General features: G+C 74.1%; 17 protein-coding genes and 1 riboswitch. Of the genes, 10 read left to right on the forward strand and 7 right to left on the reverse strand.

The genetic code is table 11. From position 1 onward, the window contains the following. Positions 1-9: 9 nt before the first annotated feature. On the reverse strand, positions 10-1,227 hold the full coding sequence (locus O2V63_RS11565) for an acetyl-CoA C-acetyltransferase (RefSeq protein WP_269167666.1): 1,218 nt from the start codon (positions 1,225-1,227) through the stop codon (positions 10-12). Between the two features lie 126 nt (positions 1,228-1,353). Beyond that, positions 1,354-2,139 carry an SDR family NAD(P)-dependent oxidoreductase gene (locus O2V63_RS11570; RefSeq protein ID WP_269167667.1) on the reverse strand — a complete coding sequence of 262 codons (786 nt, stop codon included), beginning with the start codon at positions 2,137-2,139 and terminating at the stop codon, positions 1,354-1,356. Between the two features lie 158 nt (positions 2,140-2,297). On the opposite strand from O2V63_RS11570, the gene O2V63_RS11575 reads away from it, so the two are divergent. The 3 genes from O2V63_RS11575 to O2V63_RS11585 all read left to right on the forward strand — a co-directional run bounded on the left by O2V63_RS11575 (position 2,298) and on the right by O2V63_RS11585 (position 4,953). Then, positions 2,298-2,522, forward strand: a complete 225-nt coding sequence (locus O2V63_RS11575; protein ID WP_269167668.1) for a hypothetical protein — start codon at positions 2,298-2,300, stop codon at positions 2,520-2,522. A 4-nt stretch (positions 2,523-2,526) separates the two neighbouring features. Further along, positions 2,527-2,636: riboswitch (TPP riboswitch) on the forward strand. Then, entirely contained in the window at positions 2,627-3,637 is a 1,011-nt protein-coding gene (locus tag O2V63_RS11580) for an alcohol dehydrogenase catalytic domain-containing protein (RefSeq protein WP_269167669.1), read from the forward strand. Its footprint overlaps the riboswitch before it by 10 nt. Before the next feature lie 44 nt (positions 3,638-3,681). Then, the gene (locus tag O2V63_RS11585; protein WP_269167670.1) at positions 3,682-4,953 is read left to right on the forward strand and encodes an MFS transporter; all 1,272 of its coding nucleotides are present in this window, start codon (positions 3,682-3,684) and stop codon (positions 4,951-4,953) included. 7 nt (positions 4,954-4,960) lie between these two features. Here the strand turns inward: O2V63_RS11585 and O2V63_RS11590 are convergent, their stop codons facing one another. Both O2V63_RS11590 and O2V63_RS11595 read right to left on the reverse strand, forming a co-directional pair. Then, on the reverse strand, positions 4,961-5,860 hold the full coding sequence (locus O2V63_RS11590) for a potassium channel family protein (protein WP_269167671.1): 900 nt from the start codon (positions 5,858-5,860) through the stop codon (positions 4,961-4,963). Positions 5,861-5,902: 42 nt separating this feature from the next. After that, a complete protein-coding gene (locus tag O2V63_RS11595; RefSeq protein ID WP_269167672.1) occupies positions 5,903-6,595 on the reverse strand; it encodes a maleylpyruvate isomerase family mycothiol-dependent enzyme in 693 nt (230 codons plus the stop codon). A 129-nt stretch (positions 6,596-6,724) separates the two neighbouring features. On the opposite strand from O2V63_RS11595, the gene O2V63_RS11600 reads away from it, so the two are divergent. After that, positions 6,725-7,012, forward strand: coding sequence for a UBP-type zinc finger domain-containing protein (locus O2V63_RS11600; protein WP_269167673.1), 288 nt, complete (start codon positions 6,725-6,727; stop codon positions 7,010-7,012). Here O2V63_RS11600 and larA read toward each other — a convergent pair. Further along, complete coding sequence (gene larA / locus O2V63_RS11605; RefSeq protein WP_269167674.1) at positions 7,009-8,280, reverse strand: nickel-dependent lactate racemase; 1,272 nt, start codon at positions 8,278-8,280, stop codon at positions 7,009-7,011. The genes O2V63_RS11600 and larA overlap by 4 nt on opposite strands. A gap of 97 nt (positions 8,281-8,377) precedes the next feature. Between larA and O2V63_RS11610 the strand changes: the two genes are divergently transcribed. After that, on the forward strand, positions 8,378-8,749 hold the full coding sequence (locus tag O2V63_RS11610) for a PaaI family thioesterase (protein WP_269167675.1): 372 nt from the start codon (positions 8,378-8,380) through the stop codon (positions 8,747-8,749). A 29-nt stretch (positions 8,750-8,778) separates the two neighbouring features. After that, a complete protein-coding gene (locus tag O2V63_RS11615; protein ID WP_269167676.1) occupies positions 8,779-9,756 on the forward strand; it encodes a phosphotriesterase family protein in 978 nt (325 codons plus the stop codon). A 4-nt stretch (positions 9,757-9,760) separates the two neighbouring features. On the opposite strand, the gene O2V63_RS11620 is transcribed toward O2V63_RS11615, so the two are convergent. Together O2V63_RS11620 and O2V63_RS11625 are read right to left on the reverse strand one after the other, a co-directional pair. Next, a complete protein-coding gene (locus O2V63_RS11620) occupies positions 9,761-10,219 on the reverse strand; it encodes a hypothetical protein (RefSeq protein WP_269167677.1) in 459 nt (152 codons plus the stop codon). Positions 10,220-10,367: 148 nt separating this feature from the next. Then, complete coding sequence (locus O2V63_RS11625) at positions 10,368-11,306, reverse strand: ferritin-like domain-containing protein (protein ID WP_269167678.1); 939 nt, start codon at positions 11,304-11,306, stop codon at positions 10,368-10,370. A 213-nt stretch (positions 11,307-11,519) separates the two neighbouring features. On the opposite strand from O2V63_RS11625, the gene O2V63_RS11630 reads away from it, so the two are divergent. The 4 genes from O2V63_RS11630 to O2V63_RS11645 all read left to right on the forward strand — a co-directional run bounded on the left by O2V63_RS11630 (position 11,520) and on the right by O2V63_RS11645 (position 14,577). Then, on the forward strand, positions 11,520-12,329 hold the full coding sequence (locus O2V63_RS11630) for a TetR/AcrR family transcriptional regulator (protein ID WP_269167679.1): 810 nt from the start codon (positions 11,520-11,522) through the stop codon (positions 12,327-12,329). Positions 12,330-12,476: 147 nt separating this feature from the next. Then, positions 12,477-13,277 (forward strand): PRC and DUF2382 domain-containing protein, encoded by an 801-nt coding sequence (locus O2V63_RS11635; protein WP_269167680.1) that lies wholly within the window; start codon positions 12,477-12,479, stop codon positions 13,275-13,277. A 169-nt stretch (positions 13,278-13,446) separates the two neighbouring features. Continuing rightward, on the forward strand, positions 13,447-14,118 hold the full coding sequence (locus O2V63_RS11640; RefSeq protein WP_269167681.1) for a hypothetical protein: 672 nt from the start codon (positions 13,447-13,449) through the stop codon (positions 14,116-14,118). Positions 14,119-14,337: 219 nt separating this feature from the next. After that, positions 14,338-14,577, forward strand: coding sequence for a hypothetical protein (locus tag O2V63_RS11645; protein WP_269167682.1), 240 nt, complete (start codon positions 14,338-14,340; stop codon positions 14,575-14,577). The last annotated feature ends 77 nt before the right edge of the window (positions 14,578-14,654 follow it).

Genomic DNA, 14,654 nt, shown 5'->3' on the forward strand with positions numbered 1-14,654 from the left:
CGGATGGGCTCAGACGACCCGCTCGAACACCGCGGCAAGCCCCTGCCCACCGCCGATGCACATCGTCTCCAGCCCGTAGCGGGCCTCCCGGCGGCGCATCTCGTGGGCGAGCGTGGCCAGGATTCGGGCACCGGTCGCCCCCACCGGGTGTCCCAGGGAGATGCCGGACCCGTTGACGTTGACCCGGTCGCGGTCGTCCGCGCCCAGCCCCCACTCCCCCAGGCAGGCCAGCACCTGACTGGCGAACGCCTCGTTGAGCTCGATGAGGTCCATGTCGGCCAGGGTCAGCCCGGTCTGCTCCAGCACCTTGGCCGTCGCCGGGACCGGACCGATGCCCATGGTCTCCGGCGGCACGCCCGCCACGGCCCAGCCGGTCAGCCGGACGAAGGGCTGCCAGCCACGGCGGTCGGCCTCGGCGCGGGTGGTCACCACGCAGACGGCGGCGCCGTCGTTCTGGCCGGAGGCGTTGCCGGCCGTCACCGTCGCCTCCGGGTCGACCCGGCCCATGACCGGGCGCAGGCCGGCCAGGTCCTCCATCGTCGTGTCCGGGCGGGGGTGCTCGTCCTCGGTGACCGTGCGGGCCGGCGTCTTGCGGGTCCCGGGCACCTCGACGCCGATGATCTCGTCGGCGAACCGGCCCTCGCGGATGGCGGCGCCGGCAGCCTGCTGGGAGCGCAACGCCCAGGCGTCCTGCTCCAGCCGGTCGACCGAGTACTCACGGCGGACGTTCTCCGCGGTCTCCAGCATGCCGCCGGGTACCGGGTGGTGGAGGCCACCGGCGGTCTCCCGGGCCCGCGCCAGCCGGTCGTGCAGCATGACGCCGTCGCCCTTGGCCCCGGTGCGCAGCCCCAGTGCGTAGTGCTCGACGTTGCTCATCGACTCCACCCCACCGGCGACGACGACCTTGCCGGCGCCGGCCGCCACCTGCATCGCGGCGTAGATGACCGCCTGCAGGCCGGACCCGCAGCGCCGGTCGATCTGCAGGCCGGGCACCTGCACGCCCAGGCCGGCGTCCAGGGCGGCGATCCGGCCGATCGCCGGGTTCTCACCGCTCGGGCTGCAGTTGCCGAGGATGACGTCGTCGACCTCGCCCTCCCCCAGCCCGGTCCGCTCCACCAGGCCCCGCAGCGCAGTGGCGGCGAGCTCGTTGGCGGACAGACCGGCGAAGACCCCGCCGAAGCGACCGACGGGAGTGCGGACCGGGGAGCAGATGACGACGTCGTCCATGCCCCGACTCTGCCAGCTCACCGCCGCCTCGGTGCAGCGGAGCCGACCACTGACCGGAAGCCGGTGCCGCCCGGAGCGCCGACGACGCCCCTGCCGGCGGACCGGGAGGGGCGTCGTCGGAGCGGATCAGTCGCGCGGCTTGGCCATCGCCTCGTGCGCGGAGCTCTTGAGCGAGTCGGGGAGCACCTTGTTCGCCGCGCCCTGCACCTTCGTCTTCAGCGAGGCGGCGAGCACCTTCTCCTCCCCCGCCATCAGCGCCTCGAAGCCCTGCGCGGCGACCTCGGCCGGGTCGTCCTTGGGGCCCTGGCCGATGGCGGTGTCATCCAGGTCGGCCCGGGAGAAGAACTCGGTGTCCGTGGGGCCGGGCATCAGCGCGGTGATCGTGACGGCGGAGTCCTTGAGCTCCTGCTGCACGGCCTCGGTCAGCGACTGGACGAAGGACTTCGAGGCGTTGTAGACCGGCTGGTAGGCCCCGGGCATGGTCGCCGCGATCGAGGAGGTCACCAGCACCCGGCCCGCGTTGCGACCGGTCATCTGCACGAGCACCAGCTTCAGCAGCGCGGCGGTGGAGACCACGTTGAGCTGCATGACCTCCAGGTCGTCGGCCCAGTCGGTGTCGACGAACGCACCGCCACGGCCGACGCCGGCGTTGAGCGCGGCGGCGTCCAGCGGGCGGCCGAGGCCCTGCACCCGGGTCCACAGCTGCTCGATCCCGTCGGGGGTGCGCAGGTCGGCCTGGACGGCGGTCACCTCGGCGCCCTCGGCGCGCAGCTTCGCGGCCGCCGTGTCGATCGTCGGGTCCTCGGCGTCGATCACCAGGTCGAAGCCGTGCTGGGCGAACTGCTTGGCGAGCTCGTACCCGATCCCGCTGGAGGCGCCGGTGACGAGGGCGAGGGGCTTGGTGTCGGTCATGCACCTCGCCCTACCCGCCCCCCGGGCCGGGCTCACCCACCGCGACCTCCTTTCCGGCCGCGGGGGCTGGTGGCCGCACCCAGGGTCAGGGGGTGCGGCCGGACCGACCCTGGCACCCCCTGCTGACGGTCTCCTGTGCACCGGCTCAGACTCGGCCCATGACCGAGGACGCAGGGCCGGCCGGGGACGCCGGCGTGATCTGTTCGGCGAAGGGCTGCCGGGAGCCGGCGACCGTCGTGCTGGTGTGGAACAACCCGAAGGTGCACACCCCCGAGCGGGAGAAGACCTGGACGGCGTGCGAGGCGCACCGCGAGCAGCTCTCCCACCACCTGGCGATCCGGTCGTTCCTGCGCCGCGTCGAGCCGGTCACCCCGCTGCGGTAGCTTCAGCGGCGCACACGGGAGCCCGGGCGCGGGCTGAGAAGGCGGACGACCACCGCCGACCGTCCACACCTGATCCGGTTCATGCCGGCGGAGGGAGCTGCTCGATGCTCGCTGCTCGTTTCCACGCACCTGGCCGACCCCTGGCCCTGGACGACGTCCCGGTGCCCGAGCCCGCCCCCGACGAGGTGCGGGTGCATGTCCGCGCGGCCGGGGTCTGCGGCACCGAACTGCACTTCACCGACGGCCTGTACGCGCCGTCCCGGACGCCGATGACGCTGGGCCACGAGGCCGCGGGCACGGTGGAGGCGGTCGGATCGGCCGTCACCGGCTGGGCCGAGGGCGACCGGGTCGCCGTGTACTACTACCTCTTCTGCGGCACCTGCCGGTGGTGCCTGCGCGGTCGGCAGAACCTGTGCCTCACCCCGCGCGGGGTGCTCGCCTTCGCCGCGGACGGCGCCTTCGCCGAGCAGCTGGTCGTGCCGGCGCACTGCCTGGTCCGGCTGCCCGACGAGCTGCCGTTCGAGGCTGCCGCACCGCTGTGCTGCGCCGGCACCACCGCGGTGCACGCGCTCACCGAGGCCGCGGTCGAGCCCGGTGACGTGGTCGTCGTGCTCGGCGCCGGCGGGGTGGGACTGGCGGCGGTGCAGGAGGCCCGCCGACGCGGCGGCCTGGTCGTGGCCGTCAGCCGGGACGACGCCCGCAGGTCGGCCGCCCGGTCTGCCGGGGCGGTGGCCGCAGTCGCCCCGGCCGAGCTCGCCGACACCGTGGCCCGGCTGTCCGGCGGGCAGGGTGCCGACGTCGTCGTGGAGCTCGCCGGGGTGACGGCGACCCTGGAGCTGGCGACGGCGGTGCTCGGCCGCCGCGGCCGGCTGGTGCTGGTCGGCTACAGCGCCGACGCCCTGACGGTGAGCCCGCTGGCGCTGGTGGTCGCCGAGCAGCGGGTCATCGCCAGCGTGGGCAACACGCTGGCCGAGCTGGAGCAGGCGGTGGCGATGGCCGCGGCCGGGCAACTGGCGCCGCCGGTGGCCGGCACGCTGCCGCTGACCCAGGTGAACGAGGCGCTGGACCGGCTGCGCGCCGGGGACGTCGCCGGGCGGCTCGTGCTCACCCCCTGACGCCCCGCAGCGGCGTTCCGGGCCGCGTGTGAGGATCGGCGCTCGTGCGACATGGCAGCAAGGACGTCCCGCTCCCCCGCGAGGTCGGCGTCCTGGCGATCGTCGCCTTCGTCGTCGCCCTCGGCTTCGGCATCGTCGCCCCGGCGATCCCGCTGTTCGTCCGCGACTACGGGGTCGGCACCACCGCCGTCGGGTTCGCCGTCAGCGCGTTCGCCTTCTTCCGGTTCGTCTCCGCCTTCGCCGGGGGCTCCCTCGTCGAGCGGATCGGCGAGCGCGCCGTGCTCGCCGCCGGGTTGGCGATCGTCGCGGTTGCCACCGCCGCGGCCGCCCTGGCCGGCAACTTCCCGCTCTTCGTCGCCCTGCGCGCCGCCGGCGGGATCGGCAGCGCGATGTTCACCGTGGCCGCCCTGTCGCTGCTGCTGCGCACGGCACCGGCGGCCCAACGCGGCCGGGCCGCGGCCACCTACCAGGGCGGTTTCATCCTGGGCGGCATCGCCGGCCCGGCGGCCGGCGGGTTCCTCGCCGAGGTCTCCCCGCGGCTGCCGTTCTTCGTCTACGGCGGCTTCCTGCTGGTCGCGGGGGTGGTCGCGCTGGTCCTGCTGCGCCCGGCCGCGCTGCCCCCGGCCGCCGGGGCGGCCGCCGACCCGGACCCCGCCGCCGACCCGGACCCCGCCGCTGACCAGGTGCGCGGCGGCGGGCCCTCGGCCGTGGCCGTGCCCCCCGCAGGCGCTGAGGGTGGCGGGCTGCGCGCGGCGCTGCGGTCCCGGGCCTACGTCGCGGCGCTGGTGGCCAACCTGGGCGTGGGCTGGGTGCTGTTCGGCGTCCGCAACTCCCTGGTGCCGCTGTACGTGACCGAGGAGCTGGGCAAGACGGTGGCCTGGGCCGGCGCCGGGCTGCTCGCGGGGTCGGTGGCGCAGGCGATCGGGCTGCTGCGCGCCGGGCGGCTGGCGGACAGCTGGGGCCGCCGTCCCTCGCTGCTGCTCGGTTCGGGGCTGGCCACCGCGGCGATCGCCGTCCTGGTGCTGCCGCCGAGCACCGCGGCGTTCCTGCTCTCGATGGCCACCTTCGGGCTGGGCGCCTCGCTGCTGGCCAGCGTGCCGGCCGCGGTGGTCGGCGACGTCAGCCCGGCCCGGGGCGGCCGGGTCGTGGCGGTCTTCCAGATGGTCGCCGACCTGGGCGCGGTGGCCGGGCCGCTGGTCGCCGGCTGGCTCACCGACGCCTTCTCCTACCAGGTCGCCTTCGCGGTCAGTGCCGCCGTGCTGGGTGCGGCGCTGCTCGCTGCGCTGGCCATGCCGCGGGACCGCCCCGTCGCCTGAGCTGCGGTCAGCCGCGCGCAGCCACCCGATGACCGTGGTCGGCCGCGTAGGCGTCCAGGACCTCGGCCACGGAACCGCCGCCGTTGAGGAAGTGCGCGTCGACGATCCGGCTGAAGTCGGCGACGGCGTGCCCGAGGAGCTCGCCCCCCACCCGCACGTCGGCCCGCGGGGCCGTGCGTGCGGCGGCGCTCAACCGGACCGCGAACCCGATCATGGCCGGCAGCGAGGACTCCTCCTCACCGTCGCGGAAGTAGTAGGTCTCGGCGTACTGGGTGAGGTCGATCCTGGCCTGCGCGAGGTCGTCGGCCAGGCCGGCCAGCACCGGGGCGGCCAGCTGCCCCTGTGGATCGCTGAGCAGGGCGACGGAGTCGACCCGGCCCAGCAGCGACAGCCGGAGTGCCAGGGCTCGGCGGCGGACCAGCGCGGGGTGGATCTGCAGCACCCAGCTGACCGCGGCGGTGAGCAGCGCGAAGCCGAGCAGCGCCTGCACCGGGACGACGATCCGCAGCCACTCCGCCGTCGGCACGATGTCGCCGAAGCCCAGCGTCCCCAGGGTCACCGTCGAGACGTAGAGCGCGTCGAGGTACTCGCGACGCCGCTGCGGCTCCAGCTCACTCCCCAGCGCGAAGCCATCGGTCAGGTGCGGCCAGTAGACCAGCGAGAAGCCCACCACGGTCAGCGCCACCCAGGCGAAGACGACGACCACCAGCGCCAGGGGGCCGGCGAGCACGCTGACCCGGCCACGCGCCCGGGCCCGGCGCCCGGCCCGCCAGACCGCCGTCATCAGCCGCCGGCTCAGCTGCCCCCGCCCGCTGGGGTGCCACAGGGTGTGGAAGACGTCGCGCATCACCACGAGCAGCACGGCGGCCCCGACCGCGCTCACCGCCCCGGCCTGCGCGCTCCCCACGTGCTCAGCCTGCCGACCGGCCCGGGCCGGGCCGACGGCGGGTCAGAGCCAGGGAGACAGTGTCGGGAGCGGACCGTCGGCCTGCAGCTCCTCCCCCGCACTGCGGCCGGTGACCCACGCCGCGACCGCCGGCAGCGGGCCGGCGACGGCCAGGGCGCCGGTGCCCCATTCCCGGTCACCGGCGAACAGCGCGACGTCGGGCACCGAGTCGCGGCGGTCCCACATCCGGAAGACGTCGTCGACGAGCGCGGCCAGGACGTCGTCCGGGAGGTCGGTGAAGGCGACGCCCTCGTCCAGGTCGACCGCGTGCACCCACACCTCCCGGCAGCGCATCCAGGGCACCTCCGCGGCCGGTACCTGGCGCCCCTGCGCGGTCCGCACCTGGGCTGCCCACGCCTCCGCGGGCAGGCCCCGGACCGCGGCGGCCAGCCGGCCGGTCGCCGCGACCACGGCAGCGCGCAGCTCGGGGGCCGGCAGCTGTGCCGCCTCGTCGATCTGCGCGTCCCGCGCTTCCATCGAGGGGTACATCGGCGTCTCCACCCCGGTGCGCGCCCAGGTCAGCAGGTTCACCAGCGCGTCGGCGTTGGCCGCCAGGTGCGCCAGGAGGTGCCGCCGCGACCAGCCGGTGAGCAGGGACGGCGCGTCGAGCTCCTCGTCGGTCAGCCGGCCCAGTGCCGTCCCGAGGAGCCGTTCGCCGTCCTCCCACCAGCCGAGCGTCTCGACCGGCGCGGTCATCGACGGGTTCCGGGCTCGTGCGCGGGCGCGTCCATGACGCCACCCTGCCGCGCCGGGCGCCGGTGTGCCAGAGCTGGCGCTTCAGGACTACCGCCGTGCTGCTCCGCCCGGTTGGATGACGCTGTGCCGATGAACTGGCGGGTGGATCGGGGCGCCGTCTGCGGGCACGCCGACGGGCTGCCGCAGGCACCCGGCCCGGCCGATGCGTGCGCGGACTGCCAGCGGACCGGTGGGCAGTGGGTGCACCTGCGCCGCTGCCTGAGCTGCGACCACGTGGCCTGCTGCGACAGCTCACCGCACCGACACGCCACGGCGCACTGGGACGCCACCGGCCACCCCGTGGTGGCGTCGGCCGAGCCGCGCGAGCGCTGGGCCTGGTGCTACCCCGACCAGGCCCTCCTCCTCCCCGCCCCTTAGCCCTTCACGTACGGGATCGTCTGCGGGCCCTCCGGGAGCACGCAGACCCGCGCGCCGGGGCCCGCCTCGGCGACCGCCTCGGCGACGGTGGCTGCGATGTCGGTCGTCTGCGCCAGGTGCGCCTCGGCGAGCTGGGCGTCGGTGAGGTGGTCGGTGTGCATCACGACCCGGTGCGCCGACTGGATCCGCGCCTGGATCTGCACCTGCCACTGGTCGGGCACGGTCTGCTCCCGCGCGGAGATCAGCTCCAGCAGCGCCTCCGGTGACGCCGCCGAGGTGAGCACCTCGCGGTAGGAGCCGTGGTCGGGGAAGCCGTCCTCGCAGGCGGCGGCGCAGACGATCAGCCCGTCGGGCCGAGTGACCTGCGCGGCCGCGGACATGCCCTTCACCGACTGGTACAGGTTCTGGTCCAGCGGGAAGCCCGAGCCGGTGGTGACGACCACGTCGAACGGCGCGTCCACCGGCGCCATCGCCACCTCGCGGGCCCGCTCGATCGCCACCGCGTGCATCCGGAGGGTGTCCCCGCCGAACGCGGCGATGATCTCCTGCCGGGTGTTGAGCACGACGTCGAAGGAGTAGGTGACGTCCGTGGCCGCGGTGATCGCCCGGACGTCGTCGTGCACCGGGTTGCCCTGGGTGACACCCCAGGTCGCCCGCGGGTCGCCGATCCGCCTCGCGTCGTGCAGCACCAGCACCGTGTCCAGCGCGGCCAGGCCGGGGGCGACCATCTTCGGTCCACCGGAGAAGCCGGCGAAGAAGTGCGGTTCGACGAAGCCGGTGGTGATCCGGACGTCGGCGTCCACCCACTGCTCGTCGAGCCAGACCGGGACCCCGTCGCCGAAGGTGCCCATCCAGCGGTGGGTGTCGCTCGCCCGCGAGTCGTGGTTGACGATCCGGACGGTGTCCACGACCTCGTCGCCGAACATCGCCCGCAGCTCGGCGTCGGTGTTGGCCCGGTGGGTGCCGGTGGCGACCAGGACGACGACGTCCTCGGTGCGCACGATGCCGTCGAGCTCCTCGAGCACCGCCGGGATCATCAGGTGGCGGGGCTGGGCGCGGGTGCCGTCACAGGCGGAGATCGCCACCGTCTGCCCCGGCCGCACCCGCTCCCGCAGCGGCGGCCCGTCCACCGGCTCGCGCAACGCCCGGCGCAGCTCGGCGGCGACGTCCGGGGCGGCCGGGTGCTGCACCGGGGTGATCACCGCCGCGTCGTCCGGCAGCTCGACGGAGAGCCCTCCGCGCCCGTAGGCGAGCGTCACCTGCTGCACGTCGTCCTCCTGGGAGCCGGGTGCCCCATCAGACCACCTGCCCGCGCTTCCCACCGGGCGACCGTGTGCCGCCGACCGCCCCGGGTAGCTGCGGTGGATGAGCGACACGAGCTTCGTGGAGACCCTGGGCGTGTACGACCGCACGGCGGACGACGGGACGGCGCAGCTGCGGCTGGACGTCACCGACCAGCACCTCAACGAGGCCGGCACGCTGCACGGCGGGGTGCTGGCCACCCTCGTCGACACCGCCATGGGCCACGCCGTGCGCAGCCGCACCGGGGAGGACGACGTCCCGGCCACCAGCCAGCTGACCGTGACCTACCTGCGCCCGGGCGGGCCCGGCACCCTCCAGGTCACCGGCCGGGTCAGCAAGCAGGGCGAGCACCTGACGGTGTGCGAAGCCGACGTCGAGCAGGATGGCCGCAGCCTGGTGCATGCCGTCGCCACGTTCGCGGTGCTGCACCGGTGACCTGACCCGCGTCGAGCAAGGGAGCTCGCATGCCCACCGTGCACACCGTCCGCGGCCCGATCGACACCGCCGACCTCGGCCGCACCCTCATGCACGAGCACGTGTTCGTGCTCTCCACCGAGCACCAGCAGAACTACGGCACCGGCGACTGGTGGGACGAGGAGGAACGGGTCGCCGACGCCGTCACCAAGCTGAACGAGCTGAAGGGTCTGGGGATCGACACGATCGTCGACCCGACGGTGTGGGGGCTGGGCCGCTACCTGCCGCGGGTGCAGCGGGTGGCGGCGCAGACCGAGCTGAACATCGTCGTGGCCACCGGGCTGTACACCTATGACGAGATCCCGTTCCAGTACGCCCACCGCGGGCCGGGAACCCTCATCGAGACCCCGACCGACCCGATGGTCGACGACTTCACCCGCGACGTCCGCGACGGCATCGCCGACACCGGCGTGCACGCCGCCTTCCTCAAGTGCGCCGTCGAGACCAAGGGGCTCACCCCCGGCGTCGAGCGCACCCTGCGGGCCGTCGCGGCCACCCACCGGGAGACCGGGGCACCGATCACGGTGCACACCTCGGCCGCCGCGCAGACCGGCCGGCTGGCGGTCCAGGTGCTCCGCGAGGAGGGCGCCGACCTGACCAAGGTGGTCATCGGCCACGCCGGTGACAGCAACGACCTCGACCACCTCAAGGAGCTGGCCGACGCCGGCTGCATCCTGGGCATGGACCGGTTCGGCCTGGACCTCTACAACCCGACCAGCGCGCGGGTGGACACGATCGTCGCGCTGGCCGAGCAGGGGTACGCCGACCGGATGGTGCTCAGCCAGGACGCCAGCTGCTACATCGACTGGTTCCCCGGGGAGGCGCGCACCGCGATGACCCAGGCGATGCCGAACTGGAACTTCACCCACGTGCCGCAGGACGTGCTGCCGATGCTGCGGGAGCGCGGAGCGAGCGAAGGGCACCTGGACCAGATGCTGGTCCAGGTGCCCCGGCGGTACTTCGAGTAGCGGGTCAGGCGGGCCGGCGGCCGGCGAGCCGGCGGGCCGCGGCGAGTGCGTCGGCGTCCAGTGCGTCGACGTCCCCGCTGCGGCGCGCTGCCGCCTGGCCGTCCAGCCAGCTGATGTGCCGTTCCCAGGCGGCCCGCGGTGAGATGCCGAGCGCCCGCCCGATCTGCTGCCAGTCGGCGCCGCCGCGTAGCGCCGCCCGGATGCCGAGCTGACGGTGGGCGTGGGCCTTCCGGGCGACGACCTCGCCGAGGGCGAGCAGCTCGAGGGCCTCGTCGACGTCCAGCGAGGTACCGAGGGCCTTGAAGCTGGCCCAGTCGTCGTCGTCGTCCGCACGGTCGTTGGGGCCGTCGATCGCGACGTTGTCGCGCCGGCTCAGGAAGTTCAGCCGGGTCACGGCGGTCACGAGCGAGAACTCGCTCTCCAGCACCTCGGGGGTGGTGGCGACCTCAGGCACAGTGGTCATGAGGATCAGCATTTCCCGAAGCCGCCAGGCTGTAACCCGATCGTGACCAGCGTCTCGTACGCGACCGAGTGGCCTCGCACACGGTGGTCGGCCGGACGCGGGACGTGCCCGGCTCCGACCCGCCGCACGGCGGGCTGGAGCCGGGAGCTCAGTCCGCGACGCCGACTGCCTCCTTGGCCAGGGCGGCCAGCCGGGTCTGGACCGCGCTCACCACGCTGGAGCGCGCCTTGTGCGCCTCCTCGTAGCGGACGATCGCGTTGATCTGCTGCGGGTCGTCGAGCGCCTTCACCGCACTGGCGATCTGCGCGGTCGACATCGAGTCGTAGCCGGTGATCGGCAACTCGTCGGCGGTGAGGTCACCCAGCTCGCGGCGGGTGGCGGCGACCGCCTCGGCCGCAGCGCTGTCGCCCTCTCGCTCGGCGATGCGCTCGGCCCGGCGGAGCGAGGCGAGCCGGCCGACGGCGAGGGTCTCCCGCACGGCACCGGTGAGGGCACCGGCCTGCTCGCCGGCGTGCTGCACGGTGTCCACCGCCCGGTTGACCGTGGTGGCCGCGAACCGGACCGGCAGGTTCGCCAGCTTGGTGGCGCCGCCGGCCACCCGCTGGAACGGCGTGGCCACCAGCGCCGCGGGGCCGCCGAGGGCCTGCTCGGCGAGGACGACGGTGAGCCACTCGACGGTGGCCGAGTGTGCCGTCACCAGCCGCTCGGCCAGCGCCTGCACCTCCGACTGCCCGGCGGTGTCGGCCAGCACCTTGAGGTAGGTGGCGCGGTCCAGGAGCTGGTGCTCCAGCTGGAGGTCCTGCAGCAGCGCCTCGTCGATCGGCTCCGCCTGCTCCAGCGTGCCCTTGACCAGGGCGCCGAGCCGGCCGAGCACGGGCGTGACGACGTCGGTCACCCCGCCGAGCTCGCGCAGCTGGTCGGCGATGGCGGTGCGGCGCTCGGCCGCGTGCTGGGCGTTCTGCTCCAGCTCCCGGCGGACGGCGTCGGTGCGCGCCTGGGCGACCCGGATCCGGGCGATCTGCTCCTCGGTGTGGGTGAGCGCCAGCAGAGCGCGGAGCTGGGTGATGAGGGGGGTGGTGTCGGTCATGGGGACTCCAACGGGTCGGGTGTGACCGGACCCCGGCTGCATGCCCAGCCCGACCTGGGTGCTAACAACAGCAAGCGGTCGGCCGGCGATGACGGTCGTCACATCCGGTGCACGAGCAGCTCCCTCGCACTGGGTAGCTGCTCGGACAGCCGTGCCGCGAGCGGGCGAGGGCGTGGACAGTGGAGGGACACGAGGAGGTGAACGGTGGCGACGATGAGTGACCAGACGAGTGACCAGACGAGTGACGACGTGCGCGACCCTGACCTGGTGGCCGTGCAGGAGGGCCCCGAGGCGGCCAGCGAACTGACCCGCCCGGCCGGGCTGGACCGGGAGAAGATCCTGCAGGCCGCCATCGACTTCATCGACGAGGAGGGTCTGGCCGCCCTCACCATGCGCCGGCTGGGCTCCTCGCTCGGCGTCGAGGCGATGGCGCTCTACCGCTACGTGCCCGGCCGGGAGGACCTGCTCGACGGGGTGGTCGACCGTGTCGTGGAGACGCTCTGGGACGACGAGGACGGCGACGACGTCTACATCGGGGACCACTCCGGCTGGCAGGACTACCTGGTCCGGCTGGCGCACGGGATGCGCCGGATCGCCCTCGCCCACCCGGCGGTCTTCCCGCTGGTGGCCAGCCGTCCGCCGGCTGCGCCCTGGGTGCGCCCACCGCTGCGCAGCCTGCGTCTGGTCGAGTCCTTCCTCGGCACGCTGCACGACGGCGGTTTCTCCGACCAGGCCGCCGTCGCCGCGTACCGCGCCTACTCCAGCTTCCTGCTCGGCCACCTGCTCCTCGAGGTCACCCAGATCGGCGCGCAGGTGAGCCTGCTGGACCAGCCCGAGGGCGATCCGCAGGCCCAGCGGGAGACCGACCTCGCCGAGTACCCGAGCCTGGCGCGGGCGGAGCCGCTGCTCGGTCAGGACAAGTCGGCGGCGGAGTTCGAGGAGTCGTTGGAGAACCTGCTGGACCGGCTGGAGCGGGTGCTGCACGAGGCGAAGAACTCCGGCGGCGACGTCGGCGACCTCTGATCGCACCCGGCCCCGGCCGAGGAGGATCCGGGAATCTGACCTTGCTCCCGTTTACGGCGTAAACGGTCGGGCACAGAGGCGTTCGGCGACCGGCCGTCCCGAGACGGTCCGCACCGGTCCACCCAGAACCCCTGGAAGGGAACGCCCGTGATCACGCAGCAGGACATCACCTCCATCATCGGCAGCAACGCCGTGGACGCCGACGGCGACAAGCTGGGCAAGGTCGGCCAGGTCTACCTGGACGACCAGACCGGCAGCCCCGAGTGGGCCACCGTCAGCACCGGCATGTTCGGCACCTCGGAGACCTTCGTCCCGCTGACCGACGCCACGGTCGCCGACGGGACCCTCCGCGTGCCCTACCAGAAGTCCAAGGTCAAGGACGCCCCCCGGGTGGACGCCGACCAGGGTCACCTCAGCCCCGAGGAGGAGACCGAGCTCTACCGCTACTACGGCGTCGGCATCGCCACCGAGACCGCCCGGGTCGACACCGCCCGGACCGACACGGTCGGGACCGACGCCAACCGCCACGGCACCGTCGGCCACGACACGTCCGGCCCGACGACCGACGACGCGATGACCCGCTCCGAGGAGCAGATCCGGGTCGGCACCCAGCAGGTCGAGGCCGGCCGGGCGCGACTGCGCAAGTACGTCGTCACCGAGGACGTGACGACGACCGTGCCGGTCTCGCACGAGGAGGTCCGGCTCGAGCGCGAGCCGATCACCGACGCCAACCGTGACGAGGCGCTGGCCGGCCCGGCCATCTCCGAGGAGGAGCACGAGGTCGTGCTGCACGCCGAGCGTCCGGTCGTCGCCAAGGAGACCGTCCCCGTCGAGCGCGTGCGCCTGGACACCGAGACGGTCACCGAGCAGGAGACGGTGACCGACACGGTCCGCAAGGAGCAGATCGAGAGCGACGTCGACGGCGTCCGGGACACCGACCGCCGCTGATCCACCGGGTCGGCCCGCCACACGGCGGGCCGACCCCGCACCACCCCGCGACCCCGCACCACCCCGCGACCGCGCCGGCCAGCCCCGCCCGCCGGTCGCCCTGTACTCGTCACGGTCGGCGTGCGGCTGCTCGCCCGCCGATCGTGGCGACCTCTTCCCTGGAGCCCCCATGACCGGCAGCACCGCTCCTTCCGACCCGTCCGACCGCAGCACCCCGGTCGGCGACAAGACGACCAGCTTCCGCAACAACGACGTGGACCCCGGCACCGGCGCCCGCGCCAGCCGGGGCACCGCCCACGACGCCGTCGACCGTCAGCACGACCGATTCGGTGGCATCAAGTGGGGTGCCGCGTTCTTCGGCTGGCTCTCCGCGAACGGCCTGGCCGTCCTGCTCATCGCGGTCATCTCCGCGGCTGGGATCGCCATCGGGCTGACCGAGGGCGTCCCCTCCGTCGACGAGGCCGCGTCCAACGCCAGCGGCATCGGGATCGGCGGTGGCATCGCGCTGCTCGTCGTCCTCTTCCTGGCCTACCTGGCCGGTGGCTACGTCGCCGGCCGGATGGCCCGCTTCGACGGTGCGCGTCAGGGCATCGCGGTGTGGGTGGTCGGCCTGCTGGTGGTCCTCGCCCTGGCCATCGCCGGGGCTGTCCTCGGCTCGGAGTTCAACGTGCTCTCCGACCTGAACCTGCCGCGCATCCCGATCGACGAGGGCACCCTCACGACCGCCGGCATCATCGCCCTGGTCGCCGTCCTGCTGGTCACGCTCCTCGGCGCAGTGCTCGGCGGCAAGCTCGGTGAGCGCTACCACCGCAAGGTGGACCAGGCCGGCTTCGCCGCCTGACCGGCCCGGACCAGCCCGCTGGTCCGTACGCACAGCAGTTCCAGTACCGCCACCGTTGGCCTGGGGGAAGGCCAACGGCGGCGGTACTGCTGTGTCCGGGGTCGGTCCAGCCGGGCCACCGGACGCCTGCCGGGGTGGCTGGGGCTGATGAGGTGACACCCCGGACACGGCCTGCGTGTTGCACGCGTCGCAGCCGCCGGCATCTCACATCGTGGCGCCATGGCCTTCCCCTACCGCACGGCCCGGGCCGTGATGATGGTCGGCTCGCTGAACGACCCGGCCGGCCAGACGGCACGGCTCATCGGACCGGCGCACGCCACCCTCGGGCTCAGCGGGGCGCGCGGCCGTACCGCCCTCTGCGGCGCCTACGTGGCCCGGGACGAAGCGGTGCCGTGGCCCCCGGAGGCCGAGCTCTACGACGCCCTCTGCACCGACTGCGACACCCTCGCCCGGCTCTGAGGGCCGGTCCGAGGCGACGCCGCACCGACGAGCTGGTCGGCGCACCCCGACCTCACCGGACATCGGCTGTCACACCC

It is taken from the genome of Modestobacter sp. VKM Ac-2977 (genome assembly GCF_026968045.1).
Lineage (GTDB): Bacteria > Actinomycetota > Actinomycetes > Mycobacteriales > Geodermatophilaceae > Modestobacter.

Bases quoted from the DNA above. Each gene is read 5' to 3' on its own strand.
- O2V63_RS11565 (WP_269167666.1), bottom strand. From the start codon at position 1,227: ATGGACGACGTCGTCATCTGCTCCCCGGTCCGCACTCCCGTCGGTCGC.
- O2V63_RS11570 (WP_269167667.1), bottom strand. From the start codon at position 2,139: ATGACCGACACCAAGCCCCTCGCCCTCGTCACCGGCGCCTCCAGCGGG.
- O2V63_RS11575 (WP_269167668.1), top strand. From the start codon at position 2,298: ATGACCGAGGACGCAGGGCCGGCCGGGGACGCCGGCGTGATCTGTTCG.
- O2V63_RS11580 (WP_269167669.1), top strand. From the start codon at position 2,627: ATGCTCGCTGCTCGTTTCCACGCACCTGGCCGACCCCTGGCCCTGGAC.
- O2V63_RS11595 (WP_269167672.1), bottom strand. From the start codon at position 6,595: ATGACCGCGCCGGTCGAGACGCTCGGCTGGTGGGAGGACGGCGAACGG.
- O2V63_RS11600 (WP_269167673.1), top strand. From the start codon at position 6,725: ATGAACTGGCGGGTGGATCGGGGCGCCGTCTGCGGGCACGCCGACGGG.
- O2V63_RS11610 (WP_269167675.1), top strand. From the start codon at position 8,378: ATGAGCGACACGAGCTTCGTGGAGACCCTGGGCGTGTACGACCGCACG.
- O2V63_RS11615 (WP_269167676.1), top strand. From the start codon at position 8,779: ATGCCCACCGTGCACACCGTCCGCGGCCCGATCGACACCGCCGACCTC.
- O2V63_RS11620 (WP_269167677.1), bottom strand. From the start codon at position 10,219: ATGACCACTGTGCCTGAGGTCGCCACCACCCCCGAGGTGCTGGAGAGC.
- O2V63_RS11625 (WP_269167678.1), bottom strand. From the start codon at position 11,306: ATGACCGACACCACCCCCCTCATCACCCAGCTCCGCGCTCTGCTGGCG.
- O2V63_RS11630 (WP_269167679.1), top strand. From the start codon at position 11,520: ATGAGTGACCAGACGAGTGACCAGACGAGTGACGACGTGCGCGACCCT.
- O2V63_RS11640 (WP_269167681.1), top strand. From the start codon at position 13,447: ATGACCGGCAGCACCGCTCCTTCCGACCCGTCCGACCGCAGCACCCCG.
- O2V63_RS11645 (WP_269167682.1), top strand. From the start codon at position 14,338: ATGGCCTTCCCCTACCGCACGGCCCGGGCCGTGATGATGGTCGGCTCG.